Annotated in this window: 20 protein-coding genes; 7 read left to right on the top strand and 13 right to left on the bottom strand. The window is 64.1% G+C overall.

Going from position 1 to position 23,550, the window contains the following annotated elements:
- Nucleotide 1 precedes the first annotated feature (1 nt).
- The 7 genes from lepB to rpoZ form a co-directional block, all read right to left on the bottom strand.
- Complete coding sequence (lepB, locus tag QO014_RS02550; protein ID WP_266347074.1) at nt 2-757, bottom strand: signal peptidase I; 756 nt, start codon at nt 755-757, stop codon at nt 2-4.
- A 128-nt stretch (nt 758-885) separates the two neighbouring features.
- Entirely contained in the window at nt 886-1,290 is a 405-nt protein-coding gene (gene acpS / locus QO014_RS02545; protein WP_266347073.1) for a holo-ACP synthase, read from the bottom strand.
- A complete protein-coding gene (locus tag QO014_RS02540) occupies nt 1,287-2,057 on the bottom strand; it encodes a pyridoxine 5'-phosphate synthase (RefSeq protein WP_266347072.1) in 771 nt (256 codons plus the stop codon). Before QO014_RS02540 ends, acpS begins: the two co-directional genes overlap by 4 nt.
- Nucleotides 2,058-2,078: 21 nt before the next feature.
- Nucleotides 2,079-2,597, bottom strand: coding sequence for a DUF2062 domain-containing protein (locus QO014_RS02535; RefSeq protein ID WP_266347071.1), 519 nt, complete (start codon nt 2,595-2,597; stop codon nt 2,079-2,081).
- Nucleotides 2,598-2,679: 82 nt separating this feature from the next.
- On the bottom strand, nt 2,680-3,258 hold the full coding sequence (gene pyrE, locus QO014_RS02530) for an orotate phosphoribosyltransferase (RefSeq protein ID WP_266347070.1): 579 nt from the start codon (nt 3,256-3,258) through the stop codon (nt 2,680-2,682).
- A gap of 26 nt (nt 3,259-3,284) precedes the next feature.
- Nucleotides 3,285-5,492, bottom strand: coding sequence for a RelA/SpoT family protein (locus tag QO014_RS02525; protein ID WP_266347069.1), 2,208 nt, complete (start codon nt 5,490-5,492; stop codon nt 3,285-3,287).
- A 122-nt stretch (nt 5,493-5,614) separates the two neighbouring features.
- Nucleotides 5,615-5,995 carry a DNA-directed RNA polymerase subunit omega gene (gene rpoZ / locus QO014_RS02520; protein ID WP_266347068.1) on the bottom strand — a complete coding sequence of 127 codons (381 nt, stop codon included), beginning with the start codon at nt 5,993-5,995 and terminating at the stop codon, nt 5,615-5,617.
- A gap of 254 nt (nt 5,996-6,249) precedes the next feature.
- On the opposite strand from rpoZ, the gene QO014_RS02515 reads away from it, so the two are divergent.
- The 4 genes from QO014_RS02515 (at nt 6,250) to QO014_RS02500 (ending at nt 10,939) form a co-directional block, all read left to right on the top strand.
- The gene (locus QO014_RS02515) at nt 6,250-6,852 is read left to right on the top strand and encodes a LabA-like NYN domain-containing protein (RefSeq protein WP_266347067.1); all 603 of its coding nucleotides are present in this window, start codon (nt 6,250-6,252) and stop codon (nt 6,850-6,852) included.
- Nucleotides 6,853-6,869: 17 nt separating this feature from the next.
- Nucleotides 6,870-7,517, top strand: coding sequence for a uracil-DNA glycosylase (locus QO014_RS02510; protein WP_266347066.1), 648 nt, complete (start codon nt 6,870-6,872; stop codon nt 7,515-7,517).
- A 216-nt stretch (nt 7,518-7,733) separates the two neighbouring features.
- Entirely contained in the window at nt 7,734-8,981 is a 1,248-nt protein-coding gene (locus QO014_RS02505) for a porin (protein ID WP_266347065.1), read from the top strand.
- Between the two features lie 683 nt (nt 8,982-9,664).
- Nucleotides 9,665-10,939 carry a porin gene (locus QO014_RS02500; protein ID WP_266347064.1) on the top strand — a complete coding sequence of 425 codons (1,275 nt, stop codon included), beginning with the start codon at nt 9,665-9,667 and terminating at the stop codon, nt 10,937-10,939.
- A 173-nt stretch (nt 10,940-11,112) separates the two neighbouring features.
- Here the strand turns inward: QO014_RS02500 and smpB are convergent, their stop codons facing one another.
- Nucleotides 11,113-11,589, bottom strand: a complete 477-nt coding sequence (gene smpB / locus QO014_RS02495) for an SsrA-binding protein SmpB (protein WP_266347063.1) — start codon at nt 11,587-11,589, stop codon at nt 11,113-11,115.
- Nucleotides 11,590-11,620: 31 nt separating this feature from the next.
- On the bottom strand, nt 11,621-12,496 hold the full coding sequence (gene dapA / locus QO014_RS02490) for a 4-hydroxy-tetrahydrodipicolinate synthase (protein WP_266347062.1): 876 nt from the start codon (nt 12,494-12,496) through the stop codon (nt 11,621-11,623).
- Nucleotides 12,497-12,801: 305 nt separating this feature from the next.
- Here dapA and QO014_RS02485 point away from each other — a divergent pair, with 305 nt between their 5' ends.
- Nucleotides 12,802-14,949 carry a lytic transglycosylase domain-containing protein gene (locus QO014_RS02485; RefSeq protein WP_266347061.1) on the top strand — a complete coding sequence of 716 codons (2,148 nt, stop codon included), beginning with the start codon at nt 12,802-12,804 and terminating at the stop codon, nt 14,947-14,949.
- A 10-nt stretch (nt 14,950-14,959) separates the two neighbouring features.
- Nucleotides 14,960-15,829 (top strand): alpha/beta fold hydrolase, encoded by an 870-nt coding sequence (locus QO014_RS02480; RefSeq protein ID WP_266347060.1) that lies wholly within the window; start codon nt 14,960-14,962, stop codon nt 15,827-15,829.
- On the opposite strand, the gene QO014_RS02475 is transcribed toward QO014_RS02480, so the two are convergent.
- The 3 genes from QO014_RS02475 to QO014_RS02465 all read right to left on the bottom strand — a co-directional run bounded on the left by QO014_RS02475 (nt 15,794) and on the right by QO014_RS02465 (nt 20,048).
- A complete protein-coding gene (locus tag QO014_RS02475) occupies nt 15,794-16,564 on the bottom strand; it encodes a helix-hairpin-helix domain-containing protein (protein WP_266347059.1) in 771 nt (256 codons plus the stop codon). The two genes, QO014_RS02480 and QO014_RS02475, sit on opposite strands and share 36 nt — an antisense overlap.
- A 160-nt stretch (nt 16,565-16,724) precedes the next feature.
- Nucleotides 16,725-18,860, bottom strand: a complete 2,136-nt coding sequence (locus tag QO014_RS02470; RefSeq protein ID WP_266347058.1) for an OmpA family protein — start codon at nt 18,858-18,860, stop codon at nt 16,725-16,727.
- 303 nt (nt 18,861-19,163) lie between these two features.
- Nucleotides 19,164-20,048: a tetratricopeptide repeat protein gene (locus tag QO014_RS02465; RefSeq protein WP_266347057.1), complete on the bottom strand. Its 885-nt coding sequence runs from the start codon at nt 20,046-20,048 to the stop codon at nt 19,164-19,166.
- Between the two features lie 503 nt (nt 20,049-20,551).
- On the opposite strand from QO014_RS02465, the gene parE reads away from it, so the two are divergent.
- Entirely contained in the window at nt 20,552-22,603 is a 2,052-nt protein-coding gene (parE, locus tag QO014_RS02460) for a DNA topoisomerase IV subunit B (protein ID WP_266347056.1), read from the top strand.
- 59 nt (nt 22,604-22,662) lie between these two features.
- On the opposite strand, the gene QO014_RS02455 is transcribed toward parE, so the two are convergent.
- A complete protein-coding gene (locus tag QO014_RS02455; protein ID WP_266347055.1) occupies nt 22,663-23,361 on the bottom strand; it encodes a DNA-3-methyladenine glycosylase I in 699 nt (232 codons plus the stop codon).
- Nucleotides 23,362-23,550 lie beyond the last annotated feature (189 nt).

The following is a 23,550-nucleotide window of genomic DNA, read 5'->3' as shown; positions in this document are numbered from 1 at the left end:
ATCAGATGATCTTGAAGAGGCGGTCGAACCGCACCGTCCAGGGCCACATCCAGAACTGCCAGGGTCGCTCACCCTCCTTGACGGAGAAGAAGATGATCTCCGCGCGCCCGACGAAATTTTCGAACGGAACGTAGCCGACCGCGCCGAGCACGCGGCTGTCGGTCGAGTTGTCGCGATTGTCGCCCATCATGAAGTAGTGATCCGGCGGCACTTCATAGACCGGCGTATCATCGGAGAAGCTGTGCGGATCGAGGTCGAGCACGGTGTAGCTGACGCCGTTCGGCAGCGTTTCCTTGTAGCGGGCGACATGCGTCTCCGCGCCGAACTCGTCGGTCGTCACGTAATCGTCGATCTTCTCCTTCGGCACGGCGACGCCGTTGATCTGCAGCACGCCGTCGATCATCTGGATCTTGTCGCCGGGCAGCCCGATCACGCGCTTGATATAGTCGACCGACGGGTCGCGCGGCAGCTTGAACACGGCCACGTCGCCGCGCGTCGGCGGGGTCGCCCAGATCCGCCCCTCGAACAGGTCGGGCGCGAAGGGCAGCGAGTACTTGCTGTAGCCATAGGCGTATTTCGAGACGAAGAGATAATCGCCGACCAGCAAAGTCGATTTCATCGATCCGGACGGAATATTGAACGGCTGGAAGAGGAGTGTCCGAACGATCAGCGCGAGGAGAAGCGCCTGAACGACGATCTTGAGCGTCTCGCCGATGCCGCCGCGCTCGGCCTTGTACTTGTCGCCCGCCACGCTCATGCGTTCCTTCCGATCTGCTCAATCATGCCGCTGCGTCGCGGCGCTAGGTTCATATAGAGTCTCAATTGACCACGCAACGCGCGACGGCCATCGGCCGCCGCGTCGATACGCCGGCTCATGCAGTCGTCTTAGGCCTCGATCGGCAAGGCTTCTATGATCACGAACGCTTGTGCGAGCGGATAATCGTCGGTAATCGTCAAATGGATTGCCGCGCGATGGCCGGCTGGCAGCATTCGGGCCAGTTGTTCTGCGGCTCCGCCGGTCAGAAGCATGGTCGGCTTGCCGCTCGGCAGGTTCACGACGCCCATGTCGCGCCAGAACACTCCATGGTTCAGTCCGGTTCCGAGCGCCTTGGCGCAGGCCTCCTTGGCCGCGAATCGCTTGGCATAGGACGCCGCACGCTGATTGCGGCGATCGGACTTCTGCCGTTCGACCTCGGTGAAGACGCGCTCGACGAATCGCGCGCCATGCCGCTCGAGCGTCTTTTCGATTCGCCTGATATCGATCAGATCGCTGCCGAGCCCGATGATCATGAGGTTGTCGCGTCCAAGATCGGCTGGCGCGCCAGGTCCATCAGGCGGCGCATCTCGCGGATGGCGTTGTCGAGACCGACAAAAATCGCCTCGCCGATCAGGAAATGCCCGATATTCAGCTCGCGTATTTGCGGGATCGCCGCGATCGGCTTCACAGTGTCGTAGCTGAGGCCATGGCCGGCATGGATTTCGAGCCCGAGGCTGGCGCCATAAGCAGCCGCCTCGGCAATGCGCCGGCGTTCGTGCTCGAAGGCATCAGCGCCGGAGAAAAACGCCTCGCAATAGGTGCCGGTATGCAGTTCGACCACCGGCGCGCCGAGCGCAGCCGCGGCGTCGAGCTGGGCGTGTTCGGCCGCGATGAAGAGCGAGACACGGATGCCGGCCGCGCCGAGCTCGCGCACCATGGGGGCGAGATGGTCGAACTGCCCTGCGGCATCGAGCCCGCCTTCCGTTGTCCGCTCCTCCCGCCGCTCCGGCACGATGCAGGCGGCGTGCGGACGATGGCGCAGCGCGATCGCGACCATCTCACGCGTGGCGGCCATCTCGAAATTGAGCGGCAAGGCGATCTCGGCGCGCAGGCGCTCAATGTCGCGGTCACCAATATGGCGACGATCCTCGCGCAGATGCGCCGTGATGCCGTCAGCTCCGGCGGCGGCCGCCATTTCGGCTGCCCGCAGCGGATCGGGCAGATCGCCGCCGCGCGCATTCCGGATCGTCGCGACATGATCGATGTTGACGCCGAGACGAAGCTTGTCGGAACGGATCATGCTGCTCTCCCGTGATCGCGCTCAGGAATGAAGCCCGTGCAGTTCGCGCCGACGGACAGCGAAGCGCTCACGCCGCGACGACTGGAAGCTGCGCGCTGCAAGATAGATCAGGATGTAGGAAATCGCACCCAATGCCAGCCCGATCGGGATCGAGCCGATCAGCATCGGCTCGATGATCGGCCAGATATGGTGGAAGGACTGGCTCAACAGGCGGTGCGAGAGCTTGTCGAAATTGGGATCCGTCTGGGCGCGCCCGAACAGGCCGAGGATGAAATTGCCGGTCTCGAAGGTGGCGAGCCAGATGACCGGGAAGGTCAGCGGATTGCCGATCGAGGTTCCGAGCACGGCCGCCAGAACATTGCCGCGAATGAGGAAGGCGACCACGATCGAGAGAATGTAGTGAAAGCCGATGAAGGGCGTCATCGACAGGCCGACGCCCGTGGCAAAGCCGATCGCGATCGTATGCGGCGTGCCGGGCATGCGCAGCAGGCGCTTCGAATAATATCGGAACGCACGCTTCCACCCCCGCTTCGGCCACATGAAGTGGGTCAGCTTCTGGTGAAGTCGCAGGGGCTGTCGACGACGAAACAACATGACGCGGTAAGAACCAATCCGTCCTTTGTCAGGCTAAATTGCGGCTGCCTGGCTTGACCGGAGGAATGGCCGCCAATTCCGGCGGAAGCTGGTCGGCCGGATAGGCGGGAACTTTGTAATCGGCGAGCGCGATCACCGGCACGCCGACATCGGCCTCGCCGGCGGACCGGTCGATCAGGCAGGCGACGGCCACCACGGTTGCGCCTAACTCCTTGAGCGCCTCGATCGTCTCGCGGCTCGAAAGCCCGGTCGAGATGATGTCCTCCACCACGAGGACACGGGCATTGGCCGGAAGCTCGAAACGGCGCAGGCGGAAGACGCCGCCCTCCCGCTCGACCCACATGGCCGGCACGCCGAGATGACGCGCCGTCTCATAGCCCGGAATGAGGCCGCCCAATGCCGGCGAGACGACGAGATCGAACGCGACGCCACTCGCGCGCACCTTCTCGGCCAGCGCCTTACAGAGCCGCTCGGTCCTGTCCGGATACATGAAGACCCGCGCCTTCTGCAGGAAGACAGGGCTGCGCAAACCGGAGGACAGGATGAAGTGCCCTTCGAGCAGAGCACCCGATTGCCTGAACACTTCAAGGACTTCGGTCTGATTCATGAGATTCTGGTTCCGCTTGCTGGCTGTCAGCCATTGACGCGATTGGCGGAGCTGACGACGTGTCGCTCGCGCAGATCGCTCAAGAGCCGATTGAGATGCTTCAAGTCCCATACTTCGAGATCGATCGCCATCTCCGAAAAATCGGGGGCGCTCTTCACGATGCGAAGATTGGAGATATTGCCGTCATTATCCGCGATCACCTGGGCGATCTGGGCGAGCGTTCCCGGCTCGTTGATCGCCACGACCTCGATGCGCGCGGGGAAGCGTTCGCGGTTGGCCGCGTCGATATCCCAGCGCACGTCGAGCCAGCGGTCCGGCTCGTCGTCGAAATCCTTCAGGTTCGGCGACTGGATCGGATAGATCGTGATGCCCTCGCCCGGCGACATGATGCCGACGATCCGGTCTCCCGGAACCGCGCCGCCCTCGTCACCGAAGCGCACCGGCATGTCGCCATGCAGGCCGCGGATCGGGATCGCATGGCTCGCATCCGCCGGATCACCACTCGGCACGCGGAACATCATGCCGCTGCCCTTCTTGAGGCCGAACCAGCCGGCCTCGACGGCCCCGTTGCCACCGGTCTTCGGCGGGGCGGCGCGTTCTTCCTTGTGGTCGGGATAGACGGCCTTCAACACATTGGCCGAGGGGATTTCGCCCCGGCCGACCGAGGCGAGCATGTCCTCGATGTTCTGCTGGGCGAGCCGCGGCAGGGCGGCCTTCAGCCGATCCTCGGAGAACTCGCGTCCCGCGCGCTCAAAGGCCCGCTCGACGATCTTGCGGCCAAGACCGGCATATTGCTTGCGGATCGCCGCCCGCGCCGCGCGGCGGATCGAGGCGCGCGCCTTGCCGGTCACCGCGATCGATTCCCAGGCCGAAGGCGGCACCTGCCCCTTGGCACAGACGATCTCGACCTCGTCGCCGTTCTTGAGCTCCGTGGTGAGTGGCATCATGCGGCCATTGAGCTTGCAGCCGACGCAGGTGTCGCCAATGTCGGTATGAACCGCATAGGCGAAATCGATCGGCGTCGCGCCACGCGGCAGCGCAATCAGCCGCCCCTTCGGCGTGAAGCAGAAGACCTGGTCGTGGAACAGCTCGAGCTTGGTGTTCTCGAGGAATTCTTCCGGCGTGTCGCCCTCGGCCAGCATCTCGACGGTACGCCGCAGCCAGGTGTAGGCGCGGCTTTCATCGGAGAGATTGCCGTTGCCCTTGTCCTTGTAGAGCGCATGGGCGGCGATACCGTATTCGGCGACCGCGTTCATGTCGTGGGTGCGGATCTGAAGCTCGGCGCGCTGCCGCCCGGGACCGACCACCGTGGTGTGGATCGAGCGGTAATCGTTCTGCTTCGGCGTCGAGATATAGTCCTTGAAGCGGCCGGGCACCGTCGGCCAGGTCGTATGGACTATACCGAGCGCCGCATAGCAATCGCCCGTCGTGTCGACCAGCACGCGGAAACCAATAATGTCGGACAGTTGCTCGAAGGAGATCGCCTTGCGTTCCATCTTGCGGAAGATCGAATAGGGCCGCTTCTCGCGGCCATAGACCTTGGCCTTGATACCGTTCTTTTCGAGCTTCTCGCTCAGATCCTTCTCGATCTCCGCGATGAGCCCCTGGTTGCGGATGCGGATCTCGGCGAGACGGGTGGTGACCGCGCCATGCGCCTCGGGATTGACGACGGCGAAGGCGAGCTCTTCGAGCTCCTCGCGCATGTCGTGCATGCCCATGCGGCCGGCGAGCGGCGCATAGATCTCCAGCGTCTCCTCGGCGATCCGCCCGCGCTTGTTCTCCGGCATGAACTGGAGCGTGCGCATATTGTGCAGGCGGTCGGCGAGTTTGACGAGAAGGACGCGGACATCCTCGGAGATCGCGAGCAGGAGCTTGCGGAAATTCTCGGCCTGCTGAGCCTTCTTCGAGACGAGATCGAGGCGCTTGATCTTCGTCAGGCCTTCGACGAGGCGGCCGATATCCTCGCCGAACATCACGTCGATTTCGGCGCGCGTCGCGTCCGTGTCCTCGATCGTGTCGTGCAGCAGCGCGACGGCGATGGTCGAATCGTCGAGCTTCAGCTCCGTGAGGATCGCTGCGACTTCGAGCGGATGGGAGAAATAGGGATCGCCATTGGCACGCCGCTGACTGCCATGCTTCTGCATGGCATAGACATACGCCTTATTCAAAAGCCCCTCGTCGGCCTGCGGATTATACCGCTGGACGCGTTCGAGAAGTTCGTACTGGCGCATCATGGCGCGAATTCCAAGGGCAAACAAAGCGGCCGGGACGAGCCCCGGCCGAGTGCATCCTCAATATAGGATAGCGATCATTTCGAAACGACAAGCAGAACCGCCTGCCCGAGACAAATCGCGCCTTAGAAATCGTCCTGCTTGTCGGGCGGAACCATGCTCTCGAGGCCGCGCAGCAGGTCCTCTTCCGACATGCGATCGAAGGCGATCGCATTGTCTTCCGGAGCGTCGTCGTCGCCGGAGGCCAGAAGCGCAATGTCCTGCTCGGGCTCGTCGACCTCGACATATTTCTGCAGCGAGTGAATCAGGTCTTCCTTGAGATCGTCCGGAGCGACAGTCTCCTCGGCGATCTCGCGCAGGGCGACGACGGGATTCTTGTCATTGTCACGCGGCACGGTCAAAGCCGAACCGCTCGCAATCATGCGGGCGCGGTGACCGGCCAGCAGCACGAGCTCGAAACGGTTCTCGACCTTGTCGACGCAATCTTCCACGGTTACGCGCGCCATGGGGTCTCCTATCGAAAATTCCTGGGTGTCAAGCGCGAATGAATAGGTGCGCAGGCCAAGGATTGCAAGCTTTTGTCGTTCGCACCTATTATCACCGTGCCGGGGGGCACGATTCACCATTTTTAAAAGACTCTTGCCGAATGGTTTGCCGGCGCCCCCTTCGCTCTATATTTATTCAAAGTTGATCACCTCGACTCGACACGCTTAGCGTTGATTGCCTGAATATTTAAATCAAGAAACAATGGATAAGAAGAATGTTCGACGCCCGGGAGAAAATCGCCCTCTTCATTGATGGCGCCAACCTTTATGCTGCGGCAAAGTCTCTCAATTTCGATATAGACTACCGCAAATTGTTGAGCGAATTCCAGAATAAGGGCTATCTTCTGCGGTCGTATTACTACACGGCCCTGTCGGAAGATCAGGAATACTCGTCGATCCGCCCGCTGATCGACTGGCTTGACTATAATGGTTACACGGTCATCACCAAGCCGACCAAGGAGTTCTACGACGCTTCCGGGCGGCGCAAGATCAAGGGCAATATGGATATCGAGCTCGCCGTCGACGTGATGGAGATGGCCGAGCATATCGATCATATCGTCCTGTTCTCCGGTGATGGCGATTTCCGCTCGCTGGTCGAAGCCGTGCAGCGCAAGGGCCGCAAGGTCACCGTCATTTCGACGCTTGCGACCCAGCCGCCAATGATCGCCGACGAGTTGCGCCGCCAGGCGGACCATTTCATCGAGCTCTCCACGCTGCAGCAGAAGATCGGGCGCGATCCGTCCGAACGTGTTCCCCGCACCGCGGAACGCCAGCACGCGACGGTCGGCTTCGACGACGATTTCGACGAAGACGCCTGAGCGGCGCGCGGAACATAATGGTGTCGCTCTTGAAGGTCGGTCCCGGCCGGGATTGTCCGCTTTGTCCTCGGCTCGTGGCTTTCCGCGATCTGTGGCGCCAACGCGAGCCCGGCTGGCACAACGCGCCGGTGCCGTCATTCGGCACCGCTGACGGCCGCCTGCTGATCATCGGGCTGGCGCCCGGCCTGCGCGGCGCCAACCGCACCGGAAGGCCGTTCACCGGCGACTATGCCGGCGACCTGCTCTATGAAACGCTGATCGCGTTCGGTTTCGCGACGGGGCACTTCGAAGCCCGGATCGACGACACGCTGCAACTCGTCGATGCGGCGATCGCCAATGCCGTGCGCTGCGTCCCGCCCGAGAACAAGCCGACGACAGAAGAGATCCGCACCTGCCGGACCTTCCTGACCCCGACGATCGCCGCCATGCCACGGCTGGAAGCCATCGTCGCGCTCGGCAAGATCGCGCATGATTCCGTCGTCGTGGCCCTCGGCGAACGGATGTCGCGGTACAAGTTCACCCATGGCGGCCAGCACCGCATCGGGTCCCTCACGCTTTTCGACAGCTATCACTGCTCCCGATACAATACGAATACGGGCGTGCTGACGCCCGAGATGTTCCGCGCGGTGTTCAGCGCCGTCCGCTCTCATCTCGACGGCGCATAGCGCCGCTCTCGCCAGACGCGCGATCAATCTCCGTTTTTTTCCGCAAGCCACCGCCTCGTCATCGCGGATAGCGCGCCTATATCAGGTGGTGGCCGTCGCGATCGTGAGGCTGCGCGCGGGCGGCTGACCGGCATGGACGCCTCAGTTTGGTCGCGAAAATGGGATGGTGTCCGCCATCCCGACCCTGTTGACCGGCGTATTTATCGGAGTTCCAGCATGAACCTCAGATCGCTCCTCCTCGGCTCCATCGCCGCCATTGTCGCGGCCGGCGGCGCACAGGCAGCTGATCTGACGGTCGCCGAACCGGTCGATTATGTGAAGGTCTGCAGCACGTTCGGCTCGGGCTTCTATTATTCGCCGGGCACGGACAGCTGCATCAAGATCGGCGGCTATGTCGAGTTCGGCACATCGTTCGGCGATACGGATTTCGGCTTCTACAACGAGCAATATCCCAATTCGCGCTGGGACAATTTCTATACCGAAGCCTCGATCCAGCTGACGGCCGCCACGGCCACCGAATATGGCAATCTGGTCGGCTTCATCGATGTTCGCGCCCAGACGGGCAATTCGGGCGGGTTCGAGGAATCATTGGCGCAGGTCGTCAATTCGACCAGCAATACGGCCTATGTGGACAGCGCCTATCTGGAGCTCGGCCCCGTCAAGGCGGGCTACTTCACCTCGCTGTTCGATTTCGGCCGCGGCTACACCGATACCGGCGCATTCGGCTCCGACACGACCACCGATCACATCCAGTTCACCTATGCGGCGAACGGATTTGGCCTCGCCCTCTCGATCGAGGACCAGCGCGATCGCGGCGCGGCCGGCTCGGTCGAGGCGACGCCGGGCGCGATCGGCTATGGCGGCCAGGACAACATTCCCGACATCGTCGCCGCGGCGACCTACAGCTCCGGCCTCGTCAACGCCAAGATTGCCGGCGCCTACGTCAATCATGCGGTTGACCGCGTCGGCGCGGGCACCACAGCCGACCCCTTCGTCTATAGTGGACAGTCCGGCTGGGCGGTCGGCGGCGGCGTCGAGGTCAAGCTCGACGGCATTTCGCCGGGCGATCGCTTCTTCGCCTCCGCCGCCTATGGCGACAACGCCAATTCCTTCACCGGCATTGCCGGCGGCACGTCGGTTGCGGGCCTCAGCAGTGCACTGCTCGGCACCACGGCGGAGGCGATACCCGGCAATAGCTGGAGCGCCCTCGCCTCCTACAAGCATGTCTGGTCGCCCCAGATCTGGTCAGCCGTCAGCGGCGGCTATGCTTCGTTCGACGGCAGCGGCCAATGGTATGGCAGTTCGTCCTTCGATGCCTGGCGCGCGGTCTTCTCGACCGGCTACACCCCCGTCAAGGGGCTCGATCTGATGTTCGACAGCTCCTACTCCAGCGTCGACCATACGGAGAATGCGCAGAGCGGCGACGCGTGGGCGCTCAACCTCTGGATGAAGCGCTCCTGGTAACGAGCCGCGCCGCGCCATCGGCCGCGGCGCCCTCATGGTGAATCGCGGTTGGCTCGATGACGCGCCCGACGCCAGCTCTGATCCAGGCTGTGTGGATTTTCAGATACAGTTTGGTCTCCTGACCATATTGCTGTCAGCTCGTGAGCTGCCGCAACTTTTGCGCCGATGGCGGCGCGCTGCGCTGCGAGACACGGCCCTGGTCGTGTGAACGCGTCGACCGTCGGGCGAGGATGCGCCCGGCGCCGACGGAAACAAAAAACCTCATATTTACTGACATTTAGCATTGCCAGCGTCACGGAACCGGCGCGACACATGGCATTTCGCGGGCTCTATCGCCCCAGGCTCCATCCCCTCGCACGCCGCAACTCGCCCCGTTCGGCTGCCCATTTCGCCCCTCGAAAACGCAGTCGCGAGGTGAGGCAAATTGGTGACGCATGCTTATAATCAAGCAGATATAGCGATATCAGCCGGCTTCGGACGATGCCTGAATCAATTTCTTTGTTAAGTTCGACTTACTTTCCAGAACGAGGAAAGTCCGATTGCAACCAAACAGGGTGGCCATCGGATGCTGGCTTGGGGGGTCGGGCGACGCCGGATCCAGGATGTGCCGACACGAAGTGGCGACACGGTTTCCTGCATCTCGGGGGCGGTTTCGATCCTCTTCTCAAACCGGAGATTCAGAAATGAACTTCAAGACCCTTCTCCTCGGCTCTGCCGCCGCGATGATCGTGGCTGGCGGCGCTCAGGCGGCGGATCTCACAGTCGCCGAGCCGGTCGACTACGTGAAGGTCTGCGACGCTTTCGGCACGGGCTTCTTCTACTCGCCCGGCACCGACACCTGCATCAAGGTCGGCGGCTACGTGAAGTTCGGTACGTCGTTCGGCGACACCGATTTTGGCCAGTACAACTCGACCTATCCGGGCTCGAGCTGGTCGAACTTCTACACGGAAGCTTCGATCCAGCTGACGGCTTCGTCGATCACCGAATACGGCAACCTGACCGGCTTCCTCGACTATCGCGCCCAGACCGGCAACACCGGCGGCTTCAGCCAGTCGCTGACGCAGGTCGAGAACGCCTCGACAAACTCGGCTTATGTCGACAGCGCCTACCTCGAGCTCGGACCGATCAAGGCTGGTCGTTTCACCTCGCTGTTCGACTTCGGCCGCGGCTATGGCGATACGGGCGGCTTCGGTTCGGATTCGACCGTCGACCACATCCAGCTGACCTATGCCGTCAACGGCTTCGGTCTCGCGGTCTCGATCGAAGACCAGCGTGATCGTGGTGCCGCTGCGGGCTACGATAATGCCTATCTGAACCCGTATTACGTCACCGGCGGTCAGGATAACGTTCCGGATATCGTCGCGGCTGTCACCTACACGTCCGGCATCTTCTCCGCGAAGGTTGCGGGCGCCTATGTGAACGAAGCCATCAGCTATGGCGGCGGCAATGGTTCGGCCGCCAATCCGTTCGAGTTCAACGCCGAAAGCGGTTGGGCAGTGGGCGGCGGTCTCGAGGTCGCTCTCGACAGCTTCTCGGCCGGCGACAAGTTCTTCGTTTCGGCCGCCTATGGCGACAATGCGAACTCCTACACCGGCATCGCCGGCGGCACGTCGGTTGCCGGCATCAGCAGCGCGCTTCTTGGCTCGACGGCCGGCGCGGTTGCCGGCACCAGCTGGAGCGCGATGGCATCCTACAAGCATGTCTGGACGCCGCAGCTCTGGTCCTCGCTCACGGGCAGCTATGCTGACTTCGACGGCGACGGCCATGCCCTTCTGTCGCCGCTCGCCTTTGATGGCTCGGCGTTCAACGCGTGGCGTGGCGTCTTTGACATCGGCTACACGCCGGTCAAGGGCCTCGATATGATCGCCGAAGGCATCTACAACAAGGTCAGCTCGGATGACGCCGGCCTCGAGGGTGATTCCTGGGCCGTCAATCTGTGGATGAAGCGCTCCTGGTAAGCGCCTGACAATTGGCGGGGCGGATCAGTCCGTCTCGCCATGGCGCTCAAGCCGGTCCGCGGTCTCCATTTGTCCTGGCCTCCGCCGCTCTGCCATAGCGCCAAAAAGAAGGGGTCCGCTCATCGCGGACCCCTTTTTGCTATCAGGACGGTATCCTCGGGAAGACCGGCGCCTCAGCCCCGCGCGCGCATGATGCGGCTCTTCTCGCGGTTCCAGTCGCGGGCTTTCTCGGTCTCGCGCTTGTCGTGCAGCTTCTTGCCGCGCGCCAATGCCAGCTCGACCTTGGCCCTGCCCTTCTCGTTGAAATAGATCTTCAACGGCACGATCGTCATGCCCTCACGCTGCACAGCGACCATGAGGCGGCCGATTTCCTTCTTGTGCAGCAGCAGCTTACGCGGGCGGCGCGTCTCGTGATTGAACTGGTTCGCCTGAAGATATTCGGGGATGTAGGCGTTGTAGAGCCAGACCTCGCCATTCTTCTCGGCAGCATAGGAATCGCCGATCGTCGAGCGACCGCCGCGCAGCGACTTGATCTCGGTGCCGGTCAGCATGATGCCGGCCTCGTAAGTCTGGCCGATTTCAAAGTCATAGCGGGCCCTGCGATTATCGGCAGCAAGGCGATAGCGCGCTTCGTCCCGTGCGCTACTCATGATCGTATACCTTCACTTCGCGGGAGAGACCTCAGTTGGTCAGCCCGGCATGCACAAGCGCGCTGCGAATCGCGGTCTTGGTCGGCTCGGTGATGCCGACGAGCGGCAGGCGCACCCGATCTTCCATCCGGCCGAGCACCGACAGCGCATACTTCACGCCCGTGGGATTGGGCTCGATGAACAGCGCCTGATGCAGCGGCATCAACCGGTCCTGGTAGCTCAGTGCCTTGGCATAGTCGCCAGCGAGGCAGGCTTCCTGGAACTCGGCGCAGAGCTTCGGCGCGACATTGGCCGTCACCGAAATGCAGCCATGGCCGCCGTGTGCCATGAAGCCGAGCGCCGTGCCGTCCTCGCCCGAGAGCTGCAGGAAGTCCGGCCCCATGGCCTGGCGCTGCAGGCTGACCCGGTCGAGCTTTGCCGTCGCATCCTTGACGCCGATAATATTGGCCAGTTCGAACAGCCGCGCCATCGTCTCGACCGACATGTCGACGACCGAGCGCGGCGGGATGTTGTAGATGATGATCGGAATGTCGATCGCGTCGTTGATGGCCTTGAAGTGCTGGTACAGGCCTTCCTGGTTCGGCTTGTTGTAATAGGGCGTGACGACGAGCACGGCGTCCGCGCCGGCCGCTTCCGCGTGACGCGCCAGATCGATTGCCTCGAGCGTGTTGTTGGAACCGGCACCGGCAATGACCGGAACGCGGCCGGCAGCCACCTCGATGCAGATCTCCACGACGCGCTTGTGCTCGCTATGCGTCAGCGTCGGGCTTTCACCCGTCGTGCCGACCGGCACGAGGCCGTGCGAGCCTTCGTTGATCTGCCAGTCGACAAAGCTGCGAAACGCATCCTCATCCACCGAACCGTTCCGCATCGGCGTGACCAAAGCCGGAATCGAACCCTTGAACATCGTGCGCTTCTACCCTTTGCCGTCAATTGGCCGGATTCCGCCATGATCATGGATCTTGGGCGGCAGGGCTCGTATCGACGCGTTTCGTGTTATTCCTGGGGCCGCGAACATAGTCGGTGCCTCGCACCAGAGCAAGAACCGGTGTTTCCGTTCAACAAGGGCGTCAAACCTTTGTTCACCATGAGGCTCTAGTCTGAGGTGCACGCTGGCGGATCGACCGCGGCGCGACCCTGGCCAAGAGGCTATCTGGTGGCGGCCGAGGACGATTTCCAGCCTGATGATGGTATGCGTTTAGAGAGGGCGGCATGATCGTGAAAACGAACGGCAGCAAAGCACGGCGCGGATGGATGCTCGCCCAGGTGGCTGTGAGCGCGTTGATCTGCGCCTCGGTTGCCGGGACGGCGATGGCCGAATCCATTCCGACGCCACGCTCCAATCCGAACCGGCTCGCCGACAATGGCGACATCACTTCGGGCATCACACCCATCGCCAAGCCGCAGCGCCCAAGCCAGGCTTCTGTTGCCTCGCCGGCGAACGACATCATCAATTCTCTTTCGCCGAGCCAGCTCGGCCTCGACGCGGCGATCAAGCTCGTGGATAGCGGCCAGGTCGGCAAGGCTGCCGCGATCGGCCGCATGATGCCGGACAAGACCAACCGGCACATCATCGAATGGCTCGTCGCGCAAAGCGGCAGTCCCGACGTTTCGGTGGCGCAGATCACGCAGGTCGCGCAGGAACTGCCGGACTGGCCCGGACAGGCGCTGCTGCGCCGCCGCGCCGAGCAGGCGCTCGTGCGCATGAACGCCGACCCCGCCACCATCATCGCGGCCTTCGGCAAGACCCAACCGGGCTCCGACGAGGGCCTGATCCTGCTCACGCGCGCCTATGTCGCCTCCGGCCAGCCCAAGCAGGCGGCCGCGCTGATTCGCCCCGCCTGGCGCACCGAGAGCTTCTCGCAGGCCAATGAAGCGACGATCCTGAAGGAATTCAGCGGGCTTCTGACCGCCGCCGATACCAAGGCGCGGATGGACAAGTTCTTCTATGACGATGACGCGACCGAAGGGTTGGCGGTCGCCAAGATGCTCGATGGCGACACGCAGAAGCTCGCCGCGGCGCGGGCTGCCGTCGTGCGCAAGGCCCCGAATGCAGGCCAGCTTCTTTCCAGCGTGCCGTCCCGTCTCAAGAAGGACCCCGGCTATATCTATTCGCTGACGCAGTATCTGCGCCGTAGCGAGAAATACCCCGAGGCGGCGAAGGTGATGCTCTCGGCGCCGCGCAGTGGCGAGGCACTGGTCGATCCCGATGCGTGGTGGATCGAACGGCGCGTGCTGTCGCGCGAACTGCTCGATCTCGGCGATGCAAGGACTGCCTACAAGCTCGTTGCCGAGCATGCCGCGGAATCGAGCAGCAACCAGGCCGATGCCGAATTCCATGCCGGCTGGTACGCGCTGCGCTTCCTGAACGATCCCTCGACGGCTCGACGCCATTTCAACGCGATCCGCGCGGTCTCGACTATGCCGCTCAGCCAGTCGCGCGCAGATTACTGGCTCGGCCGGTCCGCCGAGGCGCTGGGCGACAAGAGCGAGGCGATCGCCCAGTATCGTCTCGCTGCAGCCTATCCGACCACCTTCTACGGCCAGTTGGCGGCGGCAAAGCTCGGTATGAAGCAGATCGTGCTGTCGAGCCCCGGCAATGCCGACGGCGCGACCCGGCAGCGGTTCAACAGCCGCGAGATGGTCCAGGCGATCCAGCGTTTCAGCAAGGCCGGCTATGACGACCGCGCGCAGGCCTTCTACATGCAGCTCGCGGAGACGCTGACCAACCCGGCCGAAGTCGGAATGCTGGCGCAAATGGCCGAGCAGAGCGGCAAGCACCAGATCGCGCTGCAGATCGGCAAGAAGGCCTATGTCCGCGGTCTTCCCGTGGAAACGCTGGCCTTCCCCACGGCGGCCATTCCGCGCACGGTCAAGAACACCGGCATTGAGAAGTCCGTCGTCTATGCCATCGCCCGGCAGGAAAGCGCGTTCAACCCGGCCGCCGTCAGCCATGCTGGCGCGCGCGGCCTGCTGCAATTGATGCCGGGAACGGCCAAGATCGTGGCTAAATCAGCCGGCGTGCCCTACTCGCTCCAGCGCCTGACCACCGATCCCGGCTACAATGCCACCTTGGGCGCGGCTCACCTCGCCGACCTCGTCTCGGATTTCAACGGCTCCTACATCATGTCGTTTGCGGCCTACAACGCCGGCAAGAGCCGCGTCGTGAAATGGGTGCAGCAATATGGCGATCCGCGCGACCCCAGCGTCGACGCGGTCGACTGGATCGAGCGCATCCCGTTCACCGAGACCCGTAACTATGTCCAGCGCTGCACGGAAAACCTGCAGGTCTATCGCGCACGCCTCGGCGAGCCCGCGCTGGTGATCAACCGCGACCTCGGCCGCGGCGGCCCGACCTGATCGGATGGCCGTGTCGATCGATGCAGGCTACGCGGCTTTCCGCTACCAGAGTCAGGACGGCCTGACGCTGGGTGGACGCGACTATGGCGCCGGGCAGGTGGCTACCCTGCCCGTCGTGTGCCTGCCGGGACTGACCCGCACCGCGCGCGATTTCGACCTGCTCGCCCACATGCTCGCCGAGGCGGGCCGGCGGGTACTCGTCTTCGATTATCGCGGTCGTGGCACCTCCGATCGGGATCCGACCGGGGCATCGTATAATCCGCTCGTCGAAATGCAGGACGTGCTGCTCGGCATGTCGCTGCGTGGCGTCACCCGCGCCATCTTCGTCGGCACCTCGCGTGGCGGCATCATCACCATGCTGATGGGCACGGTGAAACGCGATGCGATCGCCGGCGTGGTCCTCAACGATATTGGCAGCATCATCGAAACCGCCGGGCTGTTCAGGATCAAGTCCTATGTCGGCCAGGGCGAAGCCCCGCGTGACTGGGACGACGCCGTGCGCCTGATCCGCACGACCCATGGGCGTTTCTTTCCGGGCTATTCCGACCAGGACTGGATCGACCAGGCTCGCCTCACCTTCGCCGAGCAGGATGGGCGTCCCGTGGTCGATTATGATCCCGCACTGGCGCGTGGTCTCGATGCGGTCACGCCCGAGACGCCACCGGTCGATCTCACGGCCGCCTTCGCGACGCTCACCACGGTACCCGTGATGGTGATCCGTGGCGAGGAGACCGATCTCCTCTCGCGGGCTACGCTCGACGCCATGGCCGCCACCCATCCGGGTCTCGTCGCGGTCAATGTCGCGGGCGAGGGCCATCCGCCCATGTTGCGCGGCCCGCTCCTGTCACGGATTGCCGGCTTCATCGCTACGATCGGCTGAGGCGGACTCGCCAATAGTCTCCGACTGCTTCTTCGCCTTACCGCGCTTCGATCGGGGCCGCGGCAGCTTGCGCTTCGGCTTGACCGCTTCGGCCGGGTCATCGGCACTCGCCACGCGCGTCGACTGGCCGACCCAGTCCTTGCTCACGATGGTGTCGCCAACATCGAGAAACGCTGCGACCCAGGCGATCTCCTGTGGAGTCCACGCCGCAATCTGGCTGAAATGGAAGATGCCGACCGAGGCGAGCCGCGCCGCATGCCGCTTGCCGAGCCCCTTGATGGCGGCGAGATCATCGGCGACACCACCTCGCGGACCGGCAAGGGGGAGAGGACGGTGGCCGGCGCCATCGGCGCGCGCCAGCGCCTCGGCGAGCTTGGCCGGATCGGTGGCGAGCGGCGTCGGCTCGGACGCCATTGCGACGGGCTCCAGAAGCTCCGCCGGCAGCAATCGCTCCTCGGGCGGCGGCAAGGTCACCACGAGTTCTTCGGGCAAATGGCTGAAATTGGGCGGAGGCACAGGGACAACCTGCGGCAGCGGCACCGGCTCGCGATTGCGCCAGGGCAAAATGCGCCATTCCAACACACGGATGACCAGGTCGATGCCGTGGATGATACGGGTCTGGGACGCGGCGGCGCCCGTCAGGGCGACGGCGCGATTGAGGAGCGAGCCGACAAGACAGCCGAACAGGAAGCAGAGGGCGAGCACCGCCCAGAGTTCGGCCGCGTGCAGGATCACGGTCTCGCCTCCCCGGAAGCGGTCGGCCGTGCGGCACCGGGCGCCCCCGGCGCGCCACGCCGTCGCGAGCCCTGCGCCCACCAGCCCACGACCACGCCAAGGCCGGCGGCGATGCTCAGGAAATCCCAGTATTGGACGATGAGATAGGACATGCCCGACCTTACTGCCCGACCACGTTGAATTCGATACGGCGATTCTGCGCGCGTCCGGCCGCGTTCGAATTGGACGCGATCGGACGCGATTGGCCATAGCCGATCGGACGCAAGCGCTCCTGACGAACGCCATCCTCGACCAGTCGGTCGACCACCGCCTTGGCGCGTGCCTCGCTCAGGGCCTGGTTCTTGCGCGTGCCGCCACCCGAATCCGTATGGGCGCCGACCTCGACGGTCGCGGCGGGGCAGCGCTGCACGATAGCCGCCAGCCGGTCGAGCAGGCCGTAGCTGTCGGGCAGGATCGTCGCCGTGCCGCTTTCAAACTGCACCATGTCGCGCTCCATCTCTGTGCGAAGCGCGGTTTGGCACTCGCCGGCGGCCAGCGGATCGCCGCCGACGGCGACCATCAGGGATGGTGAGAACTCGAAGCCATCCGGCAATGACGACTGGACCGTCGATTCGATGGCCTGGCGCGCGCCATCCGATACGGCGACGCCAGAGAGTGAGAGCTTGGTGTCGACCAGTTCGAAGCGGCCGCCATCCAGCCGGCTGATCGCCTGAAGCGCCGTGCCGACCGCATCGACAAACCCATCCGGCGCGCCACCGGCGAGAAGAAGCTGCATGTCGATCCGCACCTGGCCGAATTTCGGCCGAGCGAGCGCAACGATCTGCTTGGCGGCTTCGTCGGTCGGGACATAGCCGCTGAAGCTGAGCGCATCGGGCAGACGACCGGCCGCGAAGATGAACGGCGAAATAGCGGCGGGCGCCACCGCCTTGCGGCGCAACTCCATGCTGGCGGGCAATGTCTTCTTGAGCGCGTCGACCAATTCAGCATAGGCCGTCGTCGATATCGCCTCGCCGACAATGTCGTAGCTCCGGCCGGTGAGCGAGACCGAGCCCTTGCCGAGCAGGGCGAGCTGGCGCAGCGAATATTCGACGGCGCCGATCCAGTCCATCTTCGGGTCGCCGTCGGCGATGCGCAGGCGATCCGTCACCATCATGCCGGGGAAGAGTTCGGCGGTTGCCTTCAGTACTTCGTCACGCGCGACGGGGGTCGGCATGTAGCCGCTGAGCACGACCACCGTGCCGCTGCGATCGGCCCGCCAGACATAGGGATCGACGCTCGCCGGTACGACATCGATCGAACCGATCGCCACGCCGACGCTGTGCTTGTCCCGACGCGCGCCGATCTCGGCCAGCGTCGTCTCATAATCGGCTACCGTCCGGGCGCTGCCCTTGAAGGACAGAACCTTGCCGTCGATCGCGATCTGGCCCTCCGTCAGATGGGCGAGCTGATAGACGGCGAAGATCGCGGCGGAATCGAAGCCGCCCGGCGCGCCGGAGGCGAGCTCGGTCTGGTCATCGATCGAGATGCCGGGAAGCGCCGTCTGGATCGCGAGAGCGATATCGCGCCGCACTAATTCTGACGGCACGAACCCTTCGATGCGGATCGTCTTGCCGTTGAAATCGACGTGCCAGACGAAGCTCTCCTTGCGTGGGGGCAGAATGCGGACGCTTCTGATCGCGGCATTGGCCGGCAGCGGCCCGGAGAGGGCACGCGCCGCCGCCGCAAAACGCGGCTCGTCGATGGCCGTGCCGTCGATCGAAAGACTCGGGCCGTTCAAGACCACGGATCCGTCCCCCAATTCGGCGAGGCGTGCGAGCGCGAAATCGGTGAGCCCGAGGAAATTGACCGGTTGGCCGCGGGCATCCTGCATCTGGTCCTGGAGGGTGAAGCCGGGGAAATAGCGCTTCGCCGCAGAGAGGACGGCAAGCCGCTCGTCTTCCCCCGGCACATAGCCGGTGAGGCGGATTTCCTTTTCCGATCGCGTCGCGGTCCAGCTATAGGCCGGCTGCAGCGGAATGATGCCGCTGCCATCGAGGACGAGCGAGACACCCCAGACGCGATCCGCCGATTCGACGGCAAGGCGCTGCGCGATGACGGTCGGCGCCGTTCCCATGACGGTGACGGTGCGGCCGCTCACCTCGGCGCTCGCCCAATCCTGGCCATCGGTCGCCAGCTCGGCATCGACCCGCTGGCCGATATCGGCCTCGATCCTGCCGATGCTCATCCAGATCGCGATCGCGGCCAGCACGGTCACGATCACGAGCCCGGGGGTGACCCAAAGTCGCCACGCGCTCATGGCGCGCCTGGACCGAACGGCAGCCCCGTGCGGCCGGCGGGCGGCGAACCTGGCTGGATGTGTCGATCAACGGCGCCGGCCATGCGACCCTACCCTCCCCGCCGCCCTGGCTTGCCAATGCAATGTCCGCGCGCTCTGCCGGGGCCACGACGAACCATGGGGAGACTCTGGACGAAGAGGGCAACGAACCGCAAGCGGCGATGCTACTCGTCCACGTCAAATAACAACCACCGTCAATAAGATAGGGCGTCAGGCACCCGGCGACGCGACAATCTGCGCCGCCCGTGCCGGAACGGGCAGGCCTCAGGGAGCCGGCGCCGCGTTCTTGTTCATCCACTCATCGGCCATTGCGAGCGCGGTACGCCGCTCGGTCTCGGTCGCGACCGAGAAGGCCTGCTCCTGCATGTCCTGGATCCAGGGGTCGAGCGGCTTGGCGCGATCGCGCGCAATCGTCAGGAACATCAGGCCGACCACGGGCTGGCGCGTGACGCCGTCGCCCTCGAACAGCATGTGTCCGAGAAGGGCCTGAGCGCCAACATTGCCCTTGTTCGCCGAGAGCTTGGCCCAGCGCGCCGCCTGCTTCAGGTCGCGGTCGCCGCCCTCGCCTTCGTAATACATGCGGGCGAGGTTCAACTGCGCGTCGGAATCGCCGAAATAGGACGCCGCATAGGAGAACATCTGCCGCGCACGGCCGAAATCAGGCTGGATGTCGCTGTTCGGGATGCCGCTGCGATAATAGGAGCCGAGCGCGACGAAGGCATTCGAGACAAAGGGCGCGGCCGGGGCGTTGGGATTGTCGTCCGCGTGGGCGTCGGCGACCTCGCTGAAGAGCTCGAACGCCTTCACATCGTCCTTGGCGAGGCCGTCACCCTCCGCATACATGCGGCCGAGCTTCCACTGCGCCACCGTATGCCCCTTTTCGGCGGCATAGGTCAGCGCCTCGACGGCCGTGGTCTTGTCGCCTTGCTTGTAGGCGTTGAAACCCAACCGGAATGCTTCAACCGGCGTCGAATTCTTGTCGAGCGAACGCGCGTCGAGCGCCGACGCACTGCCCATGCCGAAGCAGAGCCCAACAATAACGCCGATGCCGAGTATGGCTACGCTGCCAAACGCGTTAGAAATCCGCATAGCACGCCACGTCAGCGCCGAGACAAAGCCGCCCCGGCGACGCTCAGTCACCAACGGCATGTCGACGATGATCCTTGCCCGCGCCGCATGATCGCGGCCCAAAATACGATGCCCAGAGATATGGGATAGGTTTCTGGCGAATCCGAGGCCATCGCGGAGTCTTGACCACGCCCCACCCGTCTCATGTTCGCGCACTTTGACAGCACGTCGAAATGCTCTTTCGATAGTCTTCAAAGCTGATCCTATCCGCCCCCGGATGAGTTCGACGGTCGTTTCACTTTATGGCTGAAAGGCGGCGGATCATGACCGCGCGAAGGACTCGGATCGAGTTGCAACGACACTGTTGCCATGCCGCCACAAATCTTGCGGCGCCCCTCCGGAGACTCCGTCGCGAGCGCGGAGACGCCCGAGGTCCGGCCTTGCCCGCCTCAAGTGCCCGAGACACTGGATAATTCGAACAAAAGGGAAACAAGCTCGCGCCGCGATCGACCGCGTGGCAAAATTCCATCTTGATTCGAAGCCTTCACCCGGCCATTTCAACGGACCTCAAGTAACGGATGACCATGGCAGAGACTGAAGACCTTTTCGGTGGCGGAGCGGCCACGGCCCGCAAGCTCGATCCTGCACCCGAGCCAGCGCCGCGCCGGCCCGCGCCGTCCCGTGCGACTGCAAGCAGTTCGGCCGAGAGCGACTATTCGGCCGCCGACATCGAAGTGCTGGAAGGGCTCGAGCCCGTGCGGCGCCGTCCGGGCATGTATATTGGCGGCACCGACGAGAAAGCCCTGCATCATCTCTTCGCCGAAGTGATCGACAATTCGATGGACGAGGCCGTGGCCGGCCACGCGACCTTCATCGAGGTCGAGATGTCGGCCGACGGCTTCCTCACGGTCACGGACAATGGACGTGGCATCCCGGTTGATCCGCATCCGAAGTTCAAGGACAAGTCCGCGCTCGAAGTCATCATGACGACGCTGCATTCGGGCGGAAAGTTCGATTCCAAGGTTTACGAGACCTCGGGCGGCTTGCACGGCGTCGGCATATCGGTCGTCAACGCGCTTTCCGAAATGCTCGAGGTCGAGGTCGCGCGCGGCAAGCGTCTCTACCGTCAAACCTTCTCGCGTGGCCTGCCGACATCGCGGCTGGAGGCGGTGGGCGAGATCCACAATCGTCGCGGCACGCGGACCCGCTTCAAGCCCGACGAACAGATCTTCGGCAAGGGCGCGCATTTCAAGCCGGCGCGCATCTTCACCATGGCGCGCTCCAAGGCCTATCTCTTTGGCGGCGTCGAGATCCGCTGGAGCTGTGCGGCCGAGCTTCTCGTGGGCGACAGCGTCACGCCGCCGACGGCGGTGCTGCATTTTCCCGGCGGTCTCAAGGATTCGCTCGCGGCCGATCTCACCGGCGAGCGCATGGTCACCAGCCAGATCTTTGCCGGCCGTACCGACAAGGCGAGCGGCCATGGCGCGGCCGAATGGGCCATCACCTGGTTCCCCGGCGACGGCTATGTCCGCTCCTACTGCAACACCGTGCCCACTCCCGAGGGCGGGACGCACGAGCAGGGGCTGCGCATGGCGCTCCTGCGCGGTCTCAAGGCCTATGCCGATCTGACCGGCAACAAGCGCGCCGCCGCGATCACGGCCGACGACGTCATGACATCCTGCGCCGCCATGCTCTCCGTCTTCGTGCGCGAGCCCGAATTTGTCGGCCAGACCAAGGACCGCCTCGCGACGGCGGAAGCCGCCCGCATCGTCGAGAAGGCGATCGGCGATCCGTTCGACCATTGGCTCGCGGCCTCGCCGCAGGAAGCGACGCGGCTGCTCGACTGGGTGATCGAGCGCGCCGAGGAGCGCCTGCGCCGCCGGCAGGAGAAGGAAGTCAACCGGAAGTCGGCGGTGCGCAAGCTCCGCCTCCCCGGCAAGCTCGCCGATTGCAGCCAGAGCGCGGCACAGGGCAGCGAGATCTTCATCGTCGAGGGCGACAGCGCCGGCGGCTCCGCCAAGCAGGCCCGCAGCCGCGCCAGCCAGGCCGTGCTGCCGCTTCGCGGCAAGATCCTCAATGTCGCCAATGCCGGCCGCGAGAAGCTCGCACAGAACCAGCAGCTCGCCGACCTGATGCAGGCACTCGGCGTCGGCCCGCGCAACCAGTATCGCGACGAGGACCTGCGCTACGACAAGGTCATCATCATGACCGACGCCGATGTCGACGGCGCCCATATCGCCTCGCTGCTCATCACCTTCTTCTATCGCGAAATGCCCGAGCTCATTCAGACCGGTCATCTCTATCTCGCCGTGCCGCCGCTCTACCGCATCAGCCAGGGCGGCAAGACGCTCTATGCGCGCAATGATGCGCATAAGGACGAATTGCTGGAGAGCGAGTTCAAGGGCAAGGGCAAGATCGAGATCGGCCGCTTCAAGGGCCTGGGAGAAATGATGCCCAACCAGCTCAAGGAGACGACGATGGACCCGGCCAAGCGCACGCTGCTGCGCGTCGGGATCGTCAATGGCGAGATCGAGCTGACCCGGGACACCGTCGAGCAATTGATGGGCAACAAGCCGGAGGAGCGCTTCCGCTTCATCCAGGACAATGCCGCCTTCGTCACCGAACTCGACATCTGATCACGAACACCGCCCGGCGCACTGGCGCAGCACCGGATGGCGTCAGACCTCGAGGGATGTCAGTCTTCGTGGCGTTCGGACCTGATCTCGCCGATGGACATCGCGGCGATGCGGGAGAGATGCGTATAGGGCAAGTTCGTCTCGGCTCGCCAGGCGTTGAAGGCCTCTTGCACTCTGGCGAGGTCGCGCTTGGATTTTGGCTCGGTGGCGATGTCGACTCCGGCATCGCGCAGGCAGAGAGCCACGTCGCCGGAGATGACAAAGGCGTCGTAGCCCAGGAAGCGCAGCAGCATCTGGCCCGAATTGCCGCCGAGCCTGCTGCCGCGCTTGCCGAGCCGATCGAGCAGGCCGACCTCGTCCTCCTCCGGCCATGCGGCGAGAAAGCGTCCGAAGCTGCCGTGCTCCGCGGCGATCGCCCGCACGAAGCCGGCATTCTCGCGCACGGAGCGGATCTTGGCGCCGTTCCTGACGATGCGGGCGTCGCTCTCGAGTCCGTCCCAGTAATCGTCGGGCTGGAAGACCAGAGCGGCGGGATCGAAGCCGAGAAAGGCCGCCTCGAAGCCCTGCCACTTCGCCTCGATCACGCTCCAGACGAACCCGGCCTGAAACACGCGCTTCGTCATTTCCGCGAGCACCCGATCATCGGCGAGTTCGGCCAGCGCCGCCCGCGGCTTGACCACCGGCAGCAGGGCGGCGAGAGCATCGGCGCCGCCTCTGCGCGCCTCGGCTCGGACGCGAATGACCTCGAACGGAATCATGAAATGCTCTCCTTCAGCACCGGGAAAGGGGAACGACCGCGTCTCCCAATGGGATCGATCGTCGGCGGACAATCGTCAAGGCCGACTGATCGTCCGGCCGTCGCTCCTCTTGCCGCGGGGACGGGGCGCGCTGAAAGGCGGCGACCCATGCTCCGGATCGAGAGCGAACCAGCCAGCCGGATACGCCGC

The organism is Kaistia dalseonensis (assembly GCF_030814715.1).
Classification (GTDB): Bacteria; Pseudomonadota; Alphaproteobacteria; order Rhizobiales; family Kaistiaceae; genus Kaistia; species Kaistia dalseonensis.
Note: the sequence above shows the minus strand (reverse complement) of the source record. Positions and strands in the feature narration are given on the sequence as shown.

Coding starts and splice junctions, on each gene's coding strand:
- lepB (WP_266347074.1), bottom strand. CDS start 757: ATGAGCGTGGCGGGCGACAAGTACAAGGCCGAGCGCGGCGGCATCGGC.
- acpS (WP_266347073.1), bottom strand. CDS start 1,290: ATGATCATCGGGCTCGGCAGCGATCTGATCGATATCAGGCGAATCGAA.
- QO014_RS02540 (WP_266347072.1), bottom strand. CDS start 2,057: ATGATCCGTTCCGACAAGCTTCGTCTCGGCGTCAACATCGATCATGTC.
- QO014_RS02535 (WP_266347071.1), bottom strand. CDS start 2,597: ATGTGGCCGAAGCGGGGGTGGAAGCGTGCGTTCCGATATTATTCGAAG.
- pyrE (WP_266347070.1), bottom strand. CDS start 3,258: ATGAATCAGACCGAAGTCCTTGAAGTGTTCAGGCAATCGGGTGCTCTG.
- QO014_RS02525 (WP_266347069.1), bottom strand. CDS start 5,492: ATGATGCGCCAGTACGAACTTCTCGAACGCGTCCAGCGGTATAATCCG.
- rpoZ (WP_266347068.1), bottom strand. CDS start 5,995: ATGGCGCGCGTAACCGTGGAAGATTGCGTCGACAAGGTCGAGAACCGT.
- QO014_RS02515 (WP_266347067.1), top strand. CDS start 6,250: ATGTTCGACGCCCGGGAGAAAATCGCCCTCTTCATTGATGGCGCCAAC.
- QO014_RS02510 (WP_266347066.1), top strand. CDS start 6,870: ATGGTGTCGCTCTTGAAGGTCGGTCCCGGCCGGGATTGTCCGCTTTGT.
- QO014_RS02505 (WP_266347065.1), top strand. CDS start 7,734: ATGAACCTCAGATCGCTCCTCCTCGGCTCCATCGCCGCCATTGTCGCG.
- QO014_RS02500 (WP_266347064.1), top strand. CDS start 9,665: ATGAACTTCAAGACCCTTCTCCTCGGCTCTGCCGCCGCGATGATCGTG.
- smpB (WP_266347063.1), bottom strand. CDS start 11,589: ATGAGTAGCGCACGGGACGAAGCGCGCTATCGCCTTGCTGCCGATAAT.
- dapA (WP_266347062.1), bottom strand. CDS start 12,496: ATGTTCAAGGGTTCGATTCCGGCTTTGGTCACGCCGATGCGGAACGGT.
- QO014_RS02485 (WP_266347061.1), top strand. CDS start 12,802: ATGATCGTGAAAACGAACGGCAGCAAAGCACGGCGCGGATGGATGCTC.
- QO014_RS02470 (WP_266347058.1), bottom strand. CDS start 18,860: ATGAGCGCGTGGCGACTTTGGGTCACCCCCGGGCTCGTGATCGTGACC.
- QO014_RS02465 (WP_266347057.1), bottom strand. CDS start 20,048: ATGCCGTTGGTGACTGAGCGTCGCCGGGGCGGCTTTGTCTCGGCGCTG.
- parE (WP_266347056.1), top strand. CDS start 20,552: ATGGCAGAGACTGAAGACCTTTTCGGTGGCGGAGCGGCCACGGCCCGC.
- QO014_RS02455 (WP_266347055.1), bottom strand. CDS start 23,361: ATGATTCCGTTCGAGGTCATTCGCGTCCGAGCCGAGGCGCGCAGAGGC.